Here is a 14722-nt window from a genome sequence, read left to right as displayed (position 1 = left end):
CAGGACGCCCTGACGGGGCCTTCCGCAGTCGCGCCGGTCAGGCGACCGCGGCGACCGGTCGGACCTCGCGACGGCCCCGCCGGCGCGCGCCGTGGGAGACGGTCCCGACGAGCACGAGGGCCACACCGGAGACGACCAGCCGGCCCGTGCTGCCCGACGCGACGAGGTGGTGGGCGACGTTCCCGCCCAGGTCGCCGCGGCCGGCGAGCCAGGTCAGCGCCGGCTCGAGGGTCTCCTGCGTCCACGCCGGGGCGGCGACGAAGGGGACACCGGCCACGAGGACGAGCACCCCGGTCACGGTCGCGCCCAGGGAGCTCCACCGGGCGGCCAGGAGGACGACGGCCAGCACGACCAGCCCGCCGAGCAGCTCGAGCAGCGCCGCCGGGTTGAGGTTGCCGGTCGCCCACGGGTTGGCGCGCGCCAGCGTGAACCTGGCCCCGGCGTCGGCGAGGAGGTACCAGGCCACCGGGGTGAGGAGCAGGGTGAGCAGGACGGTGAGGACGTGGCTGCCGGTCCGTGCCGGCGGCCGGGTGAGGGCGGTGGTGCCCTCGAGCAGGACGTCGCGGTCGCTGCGGTCGCGCGGCTCGGTGCCGTCCCCGGAGGCGCCCACCGGCATGCCGCGGGCGGCCTCCTCCTCGGGTGAACGGCGGCGGTCGGCGGCGTCCTCCCGCGGGTCGGGGGTGCGGGCGGGCTCCGGTGCGCGCTCGCCGGTGAGGTAGGCGGCGCTCCGGTGCTCGGAGAGCGTCGGCTGCTCCTCCTCGGGCGCCGGGACGGGGCGGCTGCGCTCGGCCTGCCGCACGTCGTAGGTGCTCGTCACGGCGTCGTCGTCCACGCGGGCTGCCGTCGGGCCCGCGGTGCCGGCCGGCGGTGCGGTGTGGCCCGGGGGGACGTCACCGTCGGTCGGCGCTGCCGGGGCGGGCTGCGGGGTGCCGTCGGCCGGCTCCTCCCCGTCGACCGGCTCGTAAGGGTTGTCGCGTTCGTCGGGCTTGTCTGACACGTCCGCCTCCTCGGTCTGCCGCCCTCAACGTAGCGAGGGCGGCCCGGTGGGCCGCAGGCGGCGCGCCGAGCGGGCGGGCACTCGGCTCGGCCGGGCGCGCCAGGCCGGAGCGTGTTCCTGGACACACGCCGTCACGAGGGCTAGATTTCCCGCACCACCGACGCTGGTGGGTCGGATCGATGGGGGTATCGATGGCGCAACCGGAGACGACGACGCCGGTGAGGGAGCAGTGGAGCGGCCAGTACGGGTTCATCCTCGCGGCGATCGGCTCGGCGGTCGGGCTCGGCAACATCTGGCGGTTCCCGGGGGTGGCGTACGAGAACGGTGGGGGAGCCTTTCTCCTGCCCTACGTCATCGCCCTGCTCACCGCCGGGATCCCGATCCTCCTGCTCGACTACTCGCTGGGGCACCGCTTCCGCGGGGCCGCCCCCACCGTCTTCCGCCGGCTGGGCCGGAGGTTCGAGCCGCTCGGCTGGTTCCAGGTGGCGATCTCCTTCGTCATCGCCACCTACTACACCGTCATCGTCGTCTGGGCGATCAGGTACGTCGGGTTCTCCGTCGACCTCGCCTGGGGCGACGACCCCGGCAGCTTCCTCGTCAACGACTTCCTCCGCGCGAGCGGCCCCGGGTTCGAGCTGGACTTCGTCGGTGGGATCTTCTGGCCGATGCTCGTGCTGTGGGTCGCCGTCCTCGTCGTCATGGCGCTGGGCGTCCGCAGCGGACTGGAGCTGCTCAACAAGATCTGCATACCGCTGCTCGTCGTCACCTTCGCCGCGATGGTGGTCCGGGCGCTCTTCCTGCCCGGGGCGATCGCCGGGCTCAACGCGTTCTTCACCCCCGACTGGGATGCGCTGACCGACGCGAACGTGTGGATCGCCGCCTACGGCCACATCTTCTTCTCGCTGTCCATCGCCTTCGGCATCATGGTCACCTACTCGAGCTACATGGCGCGCCGCTCGAACGTCGCGCCGACCGGGTTCGTCGTCGGCTTCGCCAACTCCTCCTTCGAGGTGCTCGCGGGGATCGGCGTCTTCGCCACGCTCGGCTTCATGGCGGCCCAGCAGTCGATCGCCATCGACGACCTCGAGGGCCTCACCGGCGTCGGGCTGAGCTTCTCCACCTTCCCGCAGATCGTGTCGATGATGCCCGGCGGACCGCTGTTCGGGGTGCTCTTCTTCCTCTCCCTCTCCCTCGCCGGGATCACCTCCCTCATCTCGATCCTCCAGGTGGTGTCCGCGGCGTTCCAGGAGAAGTTCGGCCTGAGCCGCGTGCAGGCCTCGGTCTACGTCGGCGGGCTGTGCGCCGTCATCTCGCTGTTCCTCTACTCCTCGACCTCCGGGCTGTCGATCCTCGACACCGTCGACAAGTTCACCAACGAGGTCGGCGTCGTCGCCTCCGCCATCGCCACGTGCATCGTCGTCACGGTCGGCGCGCGCAAGCTGCCCGAGCTGCGCTCCCACCTCAACACCGTCTCCACCGCACACATCGGGCGGTGGTGGAGCGTGCTCATCGGCGCGGTCGTGCCCCTCGCCCTGCTCGGCATGCTGGCCTCGAGCCTCAGCGACCTCCTCGCCGAGCCGTACGAGGGCTACCCGGCGACCTTCGTCGCGATCGCCGGCTGGGGCGTCCTCGTGCTCATGATCCTCGCCGCCGTCGTCTACACCCTGGTCCCGTGGCAGCGACCGGTCGACGACTTCACCCCCGTCGAGCTGCCCGCGAAGCAGGAGGTGCGCCGATGACGCTGCCCGCGATCATCTTCATGGTCCTCGCCATCGCGATCATCTGGGGCGGGCTCGCCGTCGCCATCGTCTTCCTCGCCCGGCACCCGCTGCCGCCCGAGGAAGCGCCCGACACGGGCGGCAGCCGCCCCGTGGGCGGAGGGGCCGGCGCGGCGTAGCCGCTGCGGGGCAGGCCCGCGCCGGGCCTCGCGGCCGGTGCGGCGGCCGGTGGGACACCGGCCGCGTCCAGAGTGCTCCCCAGGACGGCCCGGCGTCTGCCGCGTCCTCGGTGAGCGGCGGCGGGATCCTGCGCACCCGCCCGTCCCCGCCATGCTCGCCCCGGGAGGGCGGCCATGACGAGAGCGGTGACAGCGGCGCTGCGGACGAGCGACCGGCACCTGGTGGACCGGGTGCGACGGCTGTGCGTGCTCGCCGGCGTCCACCTCGAGGTCGTCGCGCCGGGCGGGGCCCCGCCGGAGGCGACCGTGCTGCTCGACGACCGCACCGAGCCCACCGGCCACCCGTGGCGGGCGCTCGGGTCGACGACGGAGGTGGTCGACCTCGGCGGCGGGGAGCGTGCGCTCCACCTGCCGCGGGACGCCGAGACACTGCTCGACCTGCTCACCCGGGTCGGCACGCCGCGGCGGGCGGTCGTCGTCGGGGTCGTCGGTGCCGTGGGCGGGGTGGGCACCTCGGCCCTCGCGGCCGTGCTCGCCCGGCTCGCCGTCGACGCGGGACGGACCACCGCGCTCGTCGACGGCGACCCCGCCGGCGGAGGGCTCGACATCCTCCTCGGGGTCGAGCACGACGCCGGACCGCGCTGGAGCGACCTCCTCACCGAGCGGGGCGGATTCCCACCGGACCGGCTCATGGCGGCGCTGCCCGCGTGGCACGGCGTGCGGGTGCTGTCCGGCGACGTCCGAGGTGGGGTCCACCCCGGCCACGACACCGCGGCCGAGGCGGTCACCGCGCTCACCCGAGCCGCCGACACCGTGGTCCTCGACCTGCCCCGCTCCCTGCTCACCCCCCGCGGGGAGCGGGGCAGCCTGGAGCAGTGCGACACCGTCGTCCTGGTCACCGGGTGCGACACGCGAGCGGCCGCCGCGGCTGCGGCGGCCGCCGTCGCGCTGGCCGACCTGCCGGCCCACCTCGTCGTCCGCGGACCGGCGGTCGGCACCCTCCTGCCCGACGACGTCGCCCAGGCGTGCGGGCTGCCGCTCGCGGCGGTGCTCCGCCCGGAGCGCGCCTTCACCGCGGGGGTGGAGCGCGGCCTGTCGCCCGGCGACCAGCGGCGCGGCCCGCTCCTGGCCGCCGGACGCAAGGTCCTGGCGCGGGTGGGGCTCGGGGCATGACCACGGTCGCCGAGCTCCGGGCGCGCCTCGCGGAGGGGACCGCGCGGCCCGACGCCGCGGCCGTGGCCTCCGCCGTGGCGGCCGCCGGCGCCGCGCACGGCTGGCGGGGGCTGCTCGACCTCGACGCCCGCGCCCGCTCCGAGCTGCTCGGCGCCGGGGAGCTCCAGGCTCTGCTCGAGGACCCGCTCGTCACCGACGTCCTCGTCAACGGTGCCCGGGGCGTGTGGGTGGACCGCGGGCACGGCCTGGTCCGGGAGACTCTCGACCTCGGTGCGGAGAGCGACGTCCGTGGCCTGGCCACCCGGCTGGCCGCGGCCTGCGGGCAGCGCCTGGACGAGGCCTGCCCGATCGTCGACGGCGCGCTGCCCGACGGCACCCGCCTCCACGCCGTCCTTCCCCCGCTCTCCGCCGACGGCACTCTCATCAGCCTGCGCACCCAGCGCGGGCGGGCGCTCACGGTCGCCGAGCTCGTCTCCTCCGGCACCGTCGCCCCGGCGCTCGGTGACGTGCTGCGCGGGCTCGTCGCGGCGCGGGCCAACGTGCTCGTCAGCGGCGCAGCCGGTGCAGGGAAGACGACGCTGCTCGCGGCGCTGCTGTCGACCGTGCCACCGCACGAGCGCATCGTGTGCATCGAGGAGGCCGTGGAGCTGCGGCCCGACCACCCGCACGTCGTCCACCTCCAGGTGCGCCGCGCCAACGTCCAGCGCACCGGCGGGGTGGAGATGGCCGAGCTCGTCCGGGCGGCGATGCGCATGCGGCCCGACCGGCTGGTCCTCGGCGAGTGCCGCGGCGCAGAGGTGCGCGAGGTGCTCGGTGCGCTCAACACCGGCCACGACGGCGGCTGGGCCACCGTCCACGCCAACGCCCCCGCCGACGTCCCCGCCCGGCTCATCGCGCTCGGGGCCCTTGCCGGGCTCGGCGAGCACGCCGTCGCGGTCCAGGCGGCCAGCGCCCTCGACGCCGTGCTCCACCTCAGCCGCACCGACGAGGGGCGCCGCCTCACCGAGGTCGGGGTGCTCACCCGTCGGGACGGGGAGCTCGTCTGCGACACCGCACTGCGCGCCACCGCGGCCGGCGGGCTGCGTGAGGGGCCGGCGTGGCCCGCCCTGGCCGACCGGCTCGACCGGCGGGAACGGCGGTGACCGCCCTGCTCGTCCTGCTCGTCCTGCTCGCCGCGCTCGTCGCCGTGGCGTGGGCACCGGCGCGTGCCCGCCCGGAGCACGGATCCCGGCGGCGGTGGCACGGTCGAACCGTCGCCCGGGTGCGTGGCCTGCGGCGCCGACGGGACCCGCCGGTCGACCTCGCCGCGGTCGTCACCGAGGTGGCCAGCCGGCTGCGCACCGGGCTGCCCCCTCACGAGGCGTGGGAGCGGACGGTCGGGCGGCTCGTCGCGGCGGCTCCGGGCGCCGCGACCGCTGCCGCTCCGGCCGCCGCGACCGCTGCCGCCGGGAGGGACGGCACCGACCTCCCAGCCGCGCTCCTCCGGCTCGCGGAGCACTGTGCGGGGGACCCGGGAGCCGCGGCGGCGGTGCGCACGGCGGTGGCGGCCACCCGGCTCACCCGGACCCTCGGTGCACCACTCGCCGAGGTCCTCGACCGCTGCGCCGCCTCCGTCACCGAGGCCGAGCAGGCCCGTGACGCCCGCCGCGTCGCGCTCGCCGGACCGCGGTCCACCGCCCGGATCCTCACCGGGCTGCCCCTCCTCGGCCCGCTCCTCGGTGCGGGCCTCGGCGCCGACCCGGTCGCCGTTGCCACCGACGGCGGCTGGGGCAGCGCCGGCGTGCTGCTCGGGGTCGTGCTTGTCCTCGTCGGGTGGCGCTGGGTGCGCCTCCTCGTCGCCGCCGCCGAGCGGCCGGCCGTCCCGGTGACCCACCGGGTGCGACGGGGGCGCCACCCGGCCCAGGGCGCAGGCCGGGGCGATGCCCGTGCTGCGGCCGCGCGGGGCGAGCGCACCGCGGGTGTCGCGACGGGGCCGAGGCCGCGGTGAGCGGCGCCCTGGCCCTGTGCTGCCTCGCCGCGGTCGCCGCCTGGTCCCTGCCGCGGCCCGGGCCGGTCCGCGACGGACGGGACCGGCGGCGTCGGCGGCGGGCCCGGACGGGCGACCTCGACCCCGCCGTGTTGCTCGACCTGCTCGAGGCCGCCCTCGCCTCCGGTGCCTCCGTGCCCGGTGCGCTCCTCGCCCTGGGGGCCGCGGTGGAGCCCGACCCGGCGGGCCGCCACCTGCAGCGGGCCGGTACCGCGCTGCAGCTCGGCGCCTCCTGGCCGGAGGCCTGGCACGCCTGCCCGCCGGCGCTCGCGGCCGTGGCGGACACGCTGGTCCCGGCGTGGCTCGACGGCGTGGACCCCTGCCCGCTGGTGCGGCAGGCGGCGGCCGGTATCCGGGCACGGCGGCGACGCGACGCCCGCGAGGCGGCCGCCCGTCTCAGCGCCCGGCTCGTGCTGCCGCTCGGGCTGTGCTTCCTCCCGGCGTTCGTGCTGCTGGCGATGCTGCCGGTGCTCCTCTCCGGGATGGGGACGCTCCTCGGTGGCTGACGCCCCGGGCGAGCCGGTGCCCCGGCAGGGCGCGGAGCGCATCACACCGCACGCGACCGGTGCCGGGGGTGTCGCGCGGGCCGGTGCCCGTCCCCCGGGGGGCGCGGCGGAGTGTCAGCCGCAGCCCGGCGCCGGTCCTGACGTCCTGCGGGGCCCCACAGGCACATGTCGCGGCAACCCCGCGCACAGCCGCGCGGCCGGTGCCGCAGGACGCCCTGGGCCCCGGCACACAGTGGGCACAGCGCCGGCCACCCGGGCCGGCGGGAGGGAGGCACGACATGTCGGGTTCACCGGTCCCTGACCACCTGCGCAGACGCTGGGCGGCGCTGCGGCGCACGGCCGAGGCGGGGATGGCCACCGCCGAGTACGCCATCGCGACCCTGGCGGCGGCAGGCTTCGCCGGGCTGCTGCTCCTCATCCTGCGCAGCGCGGAGGTGCGGGGGTTCCTGCTCGGCATCATCCGGCAGGCGCTCCAGGTCGGCTGACGTGCCCGCCCGGACGGAGCCGTCCCCGAGACGGTGCGAGCGCGGCTCGGTGACCGCCGAGCTCGCCCTGGTGCTCCCTGCGGTGGTCGTGGTCCTGCTCGTGTGCACCACCCTCGGGCTGGCCGCCGTCGGTCAGCTGCGGTGCGCGGACGCTGCCCGTGCCGCGGCCCGGGCAGCCGCGATCGGCGAGCCGGCCGACGTCGTCCTCGCCGTCGCGCAGGACCTCGCCGGCCCGGACGCCGCGGTCACGGTGACCCGGCGCGGCGAGTGGGTCGAGGTGACGGTGAGCCGTCCGGTCGGTGCCGTGCTGCCGGGTGTGGAGGCACTGCGCGCCTCCGCCGAGGCCCGGGCGTGGGTGGAGCCGGGGGTGGTGCCGTGAGCCGGGGGTGCGACGACCGTGGTGCCGGCGCCGGGCTCGGGCCCGGAGCCGGACGTGGTGCGACGAGCCGGTGGCGCGAGGCCGGTGGCTCGGGCACCGTGCTGCGCCGCAGGGCCGTCGCGGTGCGTCGGTGGCGCGACGAGCGTGGCTCGGGCACCGCACTCGGGCTCGGCGTCGTCGCGGTGGCCCTGGTCCTCACGGTCGCGCTCGCCGCGCTCGGGCGGGTGGTGGCGGCCCGGGGCGCCGCCCAGGGCGCAGCGGACCTCGCCGCCCTGGCCGCGGCGACACGGCTCGAGGGGCCCGGTGGGGACGCCGAAGCCGCCTGCCGGGTGGCGGTCGAGCTGGCCGCGGCGTCGGGGGTGCGGGTCGAACGCTGCACGGTCAGCGGGCGGGAGGTGGAGCTCGGCACCGCGCGCGACGCCGGCCCTGGGCTCGTCGCCCGCGCGACGGCGCGCGCAGGCCCGGCGCCCCGCCGCCCTACTCCGGGCAGGCGGCGAGGAGGAAACGCAGCACCCGCACGGCCCCCGCCTTGTCGAGCGGGGAGTTGCCGTTGCCGCACTTGGGCGACTGGACGCAGCTCGGGCAGCCGTCCGCGCAGCCGCAGCCCGCGACGGCGTCGAGCGTGGCACCCAGCCACGAGCGGGCGGCCCGGAAGCCGCGCTCGGCGAACCCCGCACCGCCGGGGTAGGCGTCGTGGACGAAGACGGTCGGGGCGAAGGTGTCGGCGTGGAGGGCGGTCGACAGACCGCCCAGGTCCCACCGGTCGCAGGTCGCGACGATCGGCAGCAGACCGATCGCGGCGTGCTCCGCCGCGTGCAGCGCCCCGGGCAGCACATCCGGCCCCACCCCGGCCGCGGCCAGGGCCTCGGCGCTCACCGACCACCACACCGCGCTCGTCTGCAGCACCCGCTCGGGCAGGTCGAGCGGGTAGGAGCCGACGATCTCCAGCCCGGGCAGCCGCCGGCGGTCGAAGCCGGTGACACGGGAGGTCACCTCGACCGCACCGCGCGACCACCGCACGGGAGCCCCGGAGGGGTGGGTCCACTCGGCGTGCTCCTCCTCGGTGATGACCCGCACCGTCGTCGAGCTGCGCGCCTTCGTCCGGTAGGACAGCTCCGGCTCGGCGTGGACGAGGGCGACGTCGTCGTCCAGGGCGTCGACGACGAAGGTGCGCCCCTGGTGGACGTACACCGCCCCGGGATGGACCGTGGCGTCGGCGCGGGCGCCGTCGACGGTGCCGAGCACCCGTCCGGTGCCCGCCTCCACCACCTGGACGGGGCGCCCCTGCCCGCCGCGCAGGTCGGTGAGCGAGGACGGGTGCTCGGGCCGGGCGAGGTTCCAGAACCAGCCGGTGGGCCGCCGTCGCAGCAGGTCGCGCTCGACGAGCACGCGCAGCAGGGCGTCGTCGGGGAGCCCGAAACGCGGCAGGTCGGCCTCGGTCAGCGGCACCTCGGCCGCCGCCGCGCACAGGTGCGGGGCGAGCACGTACGGGTTCGCCGGGTCGAAGGTGGTGACCTCGACGGACCGGCCGAACACCGCCTCGGGGTGGTGGACCAGGTAGGCGTCCAGTGGGTCCTGGGAGGCGACGAGGACCGCCAGACCGTCGCGCCCGGCCCGGCCCGACCGCCCCGCCTGCTGCCACATCGACACCCGCGTGCCCGGCCAGCCGGCGATGACGACGGCGTCCAGCCCCGAGACGTCCACGCCGAGCTCGAGCGCGTTCGTCGTGGCCAGGGCGAGCAGGTCCCCCTCGCGCAGCGCCCGCTCCAGGGCCCGCCGCTCCTCGGGCAGGTACCCGCCCCGGTAGGCCGCCACCCGGTCGGCGAGCCCGGTGCCGGCGAGCTGGTGCTGGACCTGCTCGGCGACGGACTCCGCACCGTACCGGGACCGCACGAAGGCCAGCGTGCGCGCCCCGGACCGGACCAGGCGCGCGACCAGTCCGGCCGCCTCGCTCGAGGCGCTGCGCCGCGGCCCGGCGGCGTCCAGACCGGCCCGGTCCTCGGGGAGGTCCACCCCCTCGCCCGGCCACGCGCGCCCCTCACGGGTGAGCTCGGGCTGCCACAGCACGATGGTCCGGGTGCCCGCCGGCGCGGTGTCCTCCACGACCGCGTGGACCTCCTCCGGCGGGACACCGATGAGTCGGGCGGCCGTCGCGGCCGGCTCGCCCGTCGTCGCGGAGGCGAGCACCATCGTCGGGCGGGCGCCGTAATGCTCGGCCACCCGCAGCAGCCGCCGGAGCACGAGAGACACGTGCGCGCCCAGCACGCCCCGGTAGGCGTGGCACTCGTCGACGACGACGAAGCGCAGCCCGCGCAGCAGCCGCTGCCACCGGCGGTGGTTGGGCAGCAGCGAGAAGTGCAGGAAGTCGGGGTTGCTCAGCACGATGTCGGCGTGGTCGCGGGCCCAGTCGCGCTCGGTGAGCGGTGTGTCGCCGTCACAGGTCGAGGCCCGCACCCCGCGCAGACCGGCGGCGTCGAGCACCCGCTCCAGCCCGGCCAGCTGGTCGGCCGCCAGGGCCTTGGTCGGGGACAGGTAGAGGGTGGTGGGGCGCCGCGTGTACCCGGTGATCCGCCCGGCGCCCGGGCCCGCGGCGGCCTCGGCGCCCTCCCGTACCGCGCTCACCGCCGGCAGCCACGCCGCGAGGGACTTGCCCGAGCCGGTCGCCGTCGCGATCACCGTGTGCCGCCCGGCCCACACCGACCCGGCCGCCTCCACCTGGTGCTCCCAGGGCGCCTCGACCCCGAGCCGCCGGTACCCCGCGACGAGGTCCGGGTCGGCCCACCCTGGCCACGGCGCGGTGCGGCCAACCCGCGCGGGGACGCGCTCGACGTGGAGCAGCCGGCCGTCGTCGCGGCCGAGCCGCTCGAGCAGGGGGAGGAGCTCGCTCACCCTGCCATCATCGCCGACGGCGCTGACGGGGACCGCCGGCATCCCCGTCCACCGGAGGACCGCCCTCCTCCCTAAGCGGATAATCGAGATCCGCAGCATCGAACATTTCGGGAAGGCCCCCCGACATGCGTAGACTTCGGCTGGTCACTGCGCGGCCACCGTGCCGCACCCACAGCCACCGTGCGTCGACGTCGACGTGGGCGCAGGTGGGCACTGCCGAGGAGGGCGGATGCTCGACGAGTTGAGTGGATCAAGTCTGGCCATCGCGGGGGCCATCGCCGGACTGGCGGTCGTCGCCCTGGTCATCGCGCTGGTCCTCAGACGTCAGGTGCTCGCCGCCGACGAGGGGTCGGTGCGGATGCGGGAGATCGCCCAGGCGATCCAGGAGGGGGCCAGCGCCTACCTGAACCGTCAGTTCCGCACACTCGCCCTGTTCATCGTCGTCGTCCTGGCGCTGCTCTTCCTGCTCCCCGGCGACGGCGGCATCAAGGTGGGCCGCGCCGTCGCCTTCCTCTTCGGGGCCGGGTTCTCGGCGGCCATCGGCTACCTGGGCATGTGGCTCGCCGTCCGCGCCAACCTGCGCGTGGCGGCCGCCGCCAAGCACTCCGACGGCCGACAGGAGGGGGCGCGCATCGCGTTCCGCACCGGCGGGGTCGTGGGCATGTCCGTCGTCGGGCTCGGGCTGCTCGGTGCCGCCGGCGTGGTCCTCATCTTCCAGGGCGACGCCCCGGCGGTCCTCGAAGGCTTCGGCTTCGGCGCAGCCCTGCTCGCGATGTTCATGCGGGTGGGTGGCGGCATCTTCACCAAGGCCGCGGACGTGGGCGCCGACCTCGTCGGCAAGGTCGAGCAGGGCATCCCCGAGGACGACCCCCGCAACGCCGCGACGATCGCCGACAACGTCGGCGACAACGTCGGTGACTGCGCGGGCATGGCCGCCGACCTCTTCGAGTCCTACGCCGTGACCCTGGTCGCCTCGCTCATCCTGGGCAAGGCCGCCTTCGGGGAGCAGGGGATGATCTTCCCGCTCATCGTCGCGGCGATCGGTGCCGTCGTCGCCGTGCTCGGCGTCGCCATCACCCGCGTGCGTGGCAACGAGGACGGCCTCACCGCGATCTACCGCGGCTTCTACATCTCTGCGCTCGCGGGCGTGGTGCTCGCGGCGGTCGCCGCGTTCCTCTACCTGCCCTCGACCTTCGGGGCCATCACCGGCATCAGCGAGGACCTGGCGGGTCACCCCGGCGACCCGCGCATCATCGTCGCCGCGGCCGTCGGCATCGGTGTCGTCCTGGCAGGCGTCATCCTGTGGCTCACCGGCTACTTCACCGGCACCACCGCCCGGCCCACGCTCCACGTCGCGAGCACCTCGCGGACCGGTGCGGCCACGGTCGTGCTCGCCGGTATCGGCGTCGGCTTCGAGTCCGCCGTGTACACCGCCGGCATCATCGCCGCCGCGGTCTGCGGGGTCTTCCTCCTCGCCGGTGGGTCGGTGTGGCTGGCGCTGTTCCTCGTCGCGCTCGCCGGCTGCGGCCTCCTGACGACGGTCGGCGTCATCGTCGCGATGGACACCTTCGGCCCCGTCTCCGACAACGCCCAGGGCATCGCCGAGATGTCCGGCGAGGTGGACGAGGAGGGCGCCCAGATCCTCACCGACCTCGACGCCGCCGGGAACACCACCAAGGCCATCACCAAGGGCATCGCGATCGCCACCGCGGTGCTCGCCGCCACCGCGCTCTTCGGCTCCTACGCCGACGCCGTGGCCAACTCCCTGCTGGAGATCGGGGTCACCGCGGAGCAGATCACCGACGACGTCATCGCCTCGATGCTCAACTACCAGGTCATCTCCCCGATCACGCTGGTCGGGGTGGTCCTCGGGGCGGCGACCGTCTTCCTCTTCTCCGGCCTGGCGATCGACGCCGTGACCCGCGCCGCCGGCGCCATCGTCTTCGAGGTGCGCCGCCAGTTCCGCGAGCACCCGGGCATCATGACCGGTGAGGTGCGCCCCGAGTACGGCCGGGTCGTGGACATCTGCACCCGTGACTCCCTGCGCGAGCTCGCCACCCCGGGCCTGCTCGCCGCCTTCGCGCCCATCGCCGTCGGCTTCGGCCTGGGGGTCGGTGCACTGTCCGGCTTCCTCGGCGGCGCGATCGCCGCCGGCGTGCTCATGGCCGTCTTCCTCGCCAACTCCGGCGGGAGCTGGGACAACGCGAAGAAGATCGTCGAGGACGGCAAGTACGGTGGCAAGGGGTCCGAGGCGCACGCCGCCGTCGTCATCGGCGACACCGTGGGCGACCCGTTCAAGGACACCGCCGGCCCGGCCATCAACCCGCTCATCAAGGTGATGAACCTCGTCGCGCTCCTCATTGCGCCGGCCGTGGTCCACCTGAGTATCCCGGCCGACGCCAACCACACCCTGCGGATCGGGCTGGCGCTGGCCGCCGCCGCCGTCGCCTTCGGCGCGGTCCTGGTCTCCCGGCTGCGCGCCCGCAAGGTCGACCAGGAGAACGAGACGCGCGCCCGGGTGGCCGCCACCGCCGGCTGACTCACGCGTCACGGCCGGTCGGCGCGCACCACGGGCGCGCTGCCCGCGCGGGACGTCACCACGGGCTGCCCCTCGCTGCTGAGACATCGGCGGCGAGGGGCAGCGCGTGCTGTGCTTGCCGACCGCAGGCCGGCGGAGCGACCGGGCGCAGGCGACGGGCGTCCGGCGGTGCCGCTCCGTCTGTGCAGGGTCGCCGTGTCCTGGCGGGCCGGCGTGTCCCGGGTGGTGCCGGGCGGCAGGTGCGGGGACCGCGGCCCGGTGGTCAGGAGTCCTCGCCCGGGAGGTCCGGCACCGGCGGCCGCGGACTGTCGCAGCGCACCAGGTGGGTGTCCCGGCCGCCGTGGTAGGCGTACTCGACATCGTCGACCTCGAGCACCAGACGGGTTCCCGGCACCAGTGCCTGGGTGTAGCTCATGCCCGGCTGGGGGCAGCCGAGGGCGCCGTCCGGCCAGGTGACCTCCTCGAAGCTGACGACGGTGACGTCGTCGGTGGGGACGCCGAGGTGCTGGGCGAGGTCCGCCACCGCGGCGTCGACTTCCGGCGGCAGCTCGCCCGACGGCGGTGCGGTGGGCGCGTCGGTCGGCAGTGTCGGCAGCGGCGTCGGGGGCGAGGGCGCCGGGTCGGTCGTCGGCGACGACGGTGGGGTGGGGTCGCCGCCCGGGGTGGTCTGCTCTGCGCACGCGGCGAGGACGAACACCCCCGCGCAGGCGAGCGCGGTCGCGGCGCGGGCACGCAGCGTGCTCATCGTCCGGCCACCGTGAGCCGGTCGACCACCTGGATCAGCGCCGCGCGCAGCGGCTCGGCGCGCTCGGTGAAGGCGCGCTGGGCGGCGACGTACTCCGCCCGCCCGGACGCCGTCTCGATCGCCACCGGCGGGTACCCGAGCGAGGTGAGGTCGTACGGCGAGGCCCGCATATCGAGCACCCGGATGTCGCGGGCCAGCTCGAAGCAGTCGAGCAGCAGGTCCCCGGGGCAGGCCGGGCCCAGGGTGAGCGCGGCTTTGAGGAGGTCCATGTTGGCGTGGAGGCAGCCGGGCTGCTCCAGGTCCGGCTGGGTGGCGCGGCTCGGCTGCAGCCGGTTGAGCGGCCGGGCCTGCGGGGTGAAGAAGCGGAAGGCGTCGAAGTGCGAGCAGCGCACCGGGTGGGCCTCCACGACGGCGTCCGTCCCTTCCGGCCCCAGCCGCAGCGGCAGGGCGTGGCGCCGCTCGCCTGCCGGCTGGCGGTAGACCATGGCCCACTCGTGCAGGCCCAGGCATCCCAGGTGCGGCGTCCGCGAGGCGGTGGCGCGCAGGAGGATGCCGAGCCGGCGGACGTCGCGGCCCCGGTCGGCGAGGAAGGCCGGGGCGTCCAGCTCCACCCCGCCGTCGGCGGTGGTGCGGTACCACCGCAGGTGCGCCCGCTCGGCGAGGCGGGCCTCCGCGTCGGGGTCGGCGTCCTCCCCTGTCAGGCAGGTCCCGACCCCCGGGTGCCAGCGCTCCAGGCGCCCGGCGCGCAGCGCGTAGTAGTCGTAGAGGAAGTCCTCGACGGCGTGCCGTTCCCCGCGCTCGCGGCGGGCCCGGTGCGCGGCCGTGAGCGCGCGCGCCCGGTCGCGGTGGGCCGTCTCCAGCGGCACCCACTCCGGGGCGCGGAGCGTCCGCGGAGCCACCGCCACCGTCGCCACTGCCATGTGCCCAGCCTACGAGGGCGGACGGCGGCGCGATCCGGTCACCACCACCCACTGGCTCCCGGGACACGCCAGGCCCGCCTCCTACGAGGGCGGGCACCACGCGCCCCGTCGTCACCCACGGCCTCCCGGGGCACGCGGGGGCCGCCCCCCACGGGGGCGCGCCATG

Annotated in this window: 13 protein-coding genes and 1 pseudogene; 10 read left to right on the top strand and 4 right to left on the bottom strand. The window is 76.2% G+C overall.

Annotation, left to right across the window (positions count from 1 at the left end; genetic code table 11):
- Positions 1-37 precede the first annotated feature (37 nt).
- Positions 38-997: a hypothetical protein gene (locus Q0195_RS12985; protein ID WP_299279218.1), complete on the bottom strand. Its 960-nt coding sequence runs from the start codon at positions 995-997 to the stop codon at positions 38-40.
- A gap of 191 nt (positions 998-1188) precedes the next feature.
- On the opposite strand from Q0195_RS12985, the gene Q0195_RS12980 reads away from it, so the two are divergent.
- From Q0195_RS12980 to Q0195_RS15805, 9 genes and pseudogenes are all read left to right on the top strand, one after another.
- Positions 1189-2736 carry a sodium-dependent transporter gene (locus tag Q0195_RS12980; RefSeq protein ID WP_299279216.1) on the top strand — a complete coding sequence of 516 codons (1548 nt, stop codon included), beginning with the start codon at positions 1189-1191 and terminating at the stop codon, positions 2734-2736.
- Positions 2733-2894: a methionine/alanine import family NSS transporter small subunit gene (locus Q0195_RS12975; protein ID WP_299279214.1), complete on the top strand. Its 162-nt coding sequence runs from the start codon at positions 2733-2735 to the stop codon at positions 2892-2894. The genes Q0195_RS12980 and Q0195_RS12975 overlap by 4 nt, the downstream gene beginning before the upstream one ends.
- Positions 2895-3068: 174 nt before the next feature.
- Positions 3069-4067 carry a septum site-determining protein Ssd gene (ssd, locus tag Q0195_RS12970; protein WP_299279213.1) on the top strand — a complete coding sequence of 333 codons (999 nt, stop codon included), beginning with the start codon at positions 3069-3071 and terminating at the stop codon, positions 4065-4067.
- Positions 4064-5209, top strand: coding sequence for a TadA family conjugal transfer-associated ATPase (locus tag Q0195_RS12965; RefSeq protein ID WP_299279211.1), 1146 nt, complete (start codon positions 4064-4066; stop codon positions 5207-5209). The genes ssd and Q0195_RS12965 overlap by 4 nt, the downstream gene beginning before the upstream one ends.
- Entirely contained in the window at positions 5206-6054 is an 849-nt protein-coding gene (locus Q0195_RS12960; RefSeq protein WP_299279209.1) for a type II secretion protein F, read from the top strand. Before Q0195_RS12965 ends, Q0195_RS12960 begins: the two co-directional genes overlap by 4 nt.
- On the top strand, positions 6051-6599 hold the full coding sequence (locus Q0195_RS12955) for a type II secretion system F family protein (RefSeq protein ID WP_299279207.1): 549 nt from the start codon (positions 6051-6053) through the stop codon (positions 6597-6599). The genes Q0195_RS12960 and Q0195_RS12955 overlap by 4 nt, the downstream gene beginning before the upstream one ends.
- 278 nt (positions 6600-6877) lie before the next feature.
- Positions 6878-7084, top strand: coding sequence for a DUF4244 domain-containing protein (locus tag Q0195_RS12950; RefSeq protein WP_299279205.1), 207 nt, complete (start codon positions 6878-6880; stop codon positions 7082-7084).
- Positions 7085-7133: 49 nt separating this feature from the next.
- The gene (locus Q0195_RS12945; RefSeq protein WP_299279204.1) at positions 7134-7463 is read left to right on the top strand and encodes a TadE family type IV pilus minor pilin; all 330 of its coding nucleotides are present in this window, start codon (positions 7134-7136) and stop codon (positions 7461-7463) included.
- Positions 7352-7915 (top strand): annotated as a pseudogene (locus tag Q0195_RS15805) (Rv3654c family TadE-like protein); the annotation flags it as partial. The gene Q0195_RS12945 and the pseudogene Q0195_RS15805, both read left to right, overlap by 112 nt.
- 25 nt (positions 7916-7940) lie before the next feature.
- On the opposite strand, the gene Q0195_RS12935 reads toward Q0195_RS15805, so the two are convergent.
- Positions 7941-10394, bottom strand: coding sequence for a DEAD/DEAH box helicase (locus Q0195_RS12935; RefSeq protein ID WP_299279202.1), 2454 nt, complete (start codon positions 10392-10394; stop codon positions 7941-7943).
- A gap of 187 nt (positions 10395-10581) precedes the next feature.
- Between Q0195_RS12935 and Q0195_RS12930 the strand changes: the two genes are divergently transcribed.
- Positions 10582-12891 (top strand): sodium-translocating pyrophosphatase, encoded by a 2310-nt coding sequence (locus Q0195_RS12930; RefSeq protein WP_299279200.1) that lies wholly within the window; start codon positions 10582-10584, stop codon positions 12889-12891.
- A 262-nt stretch (positions 12892-13153) separates the two neighbouring features.
- Here the strand turns inward: Q0195_RS12930 and Q0195_RS12925 are convergent, their stop codons facing one another.
- Both Q0195_RS12925 and Q0195_RS12920 read right to left on the bottom strand, forming a co-directional pair.
- A complete protein-coding gene (locus Q0195_RS12925; RefSeq protein ID WP_299279199.1) occupies positions 13154-13636 on the bottom strand; it encodes a hypothetical protein in 483 nt (160 codons plus the stop codon).
- Positions 13633-14556 (bottom strand): 3-methyladenine DNA glycosylase, encoded by a 924-nt coding sequence (locus Q0195_RS12920; protein ID WP_299279197.1) that lies wholly within the window; start codon positions 14554-14556, stop codon positions 13633-13635. The genes Q0195_RS12925 and Q0195_RS12920 overlap by 4 nt, the downstream gene beginning before the upstream one ends.
- Between the last annotated feature and the right edge of the window lie 166 nt (positions 14557-14722).

The organism is uncultured Georgenia sp. (assembly GCF_937958535.1).
Lineage (GTDB): Bacteria > Actinomycetota > Actinomycetes > Actinomycetales > Actinomycetaceae > Oceanitalea.
This window is presented reverse-complemented; position numbering and strand designations above follow the sequence as displayed.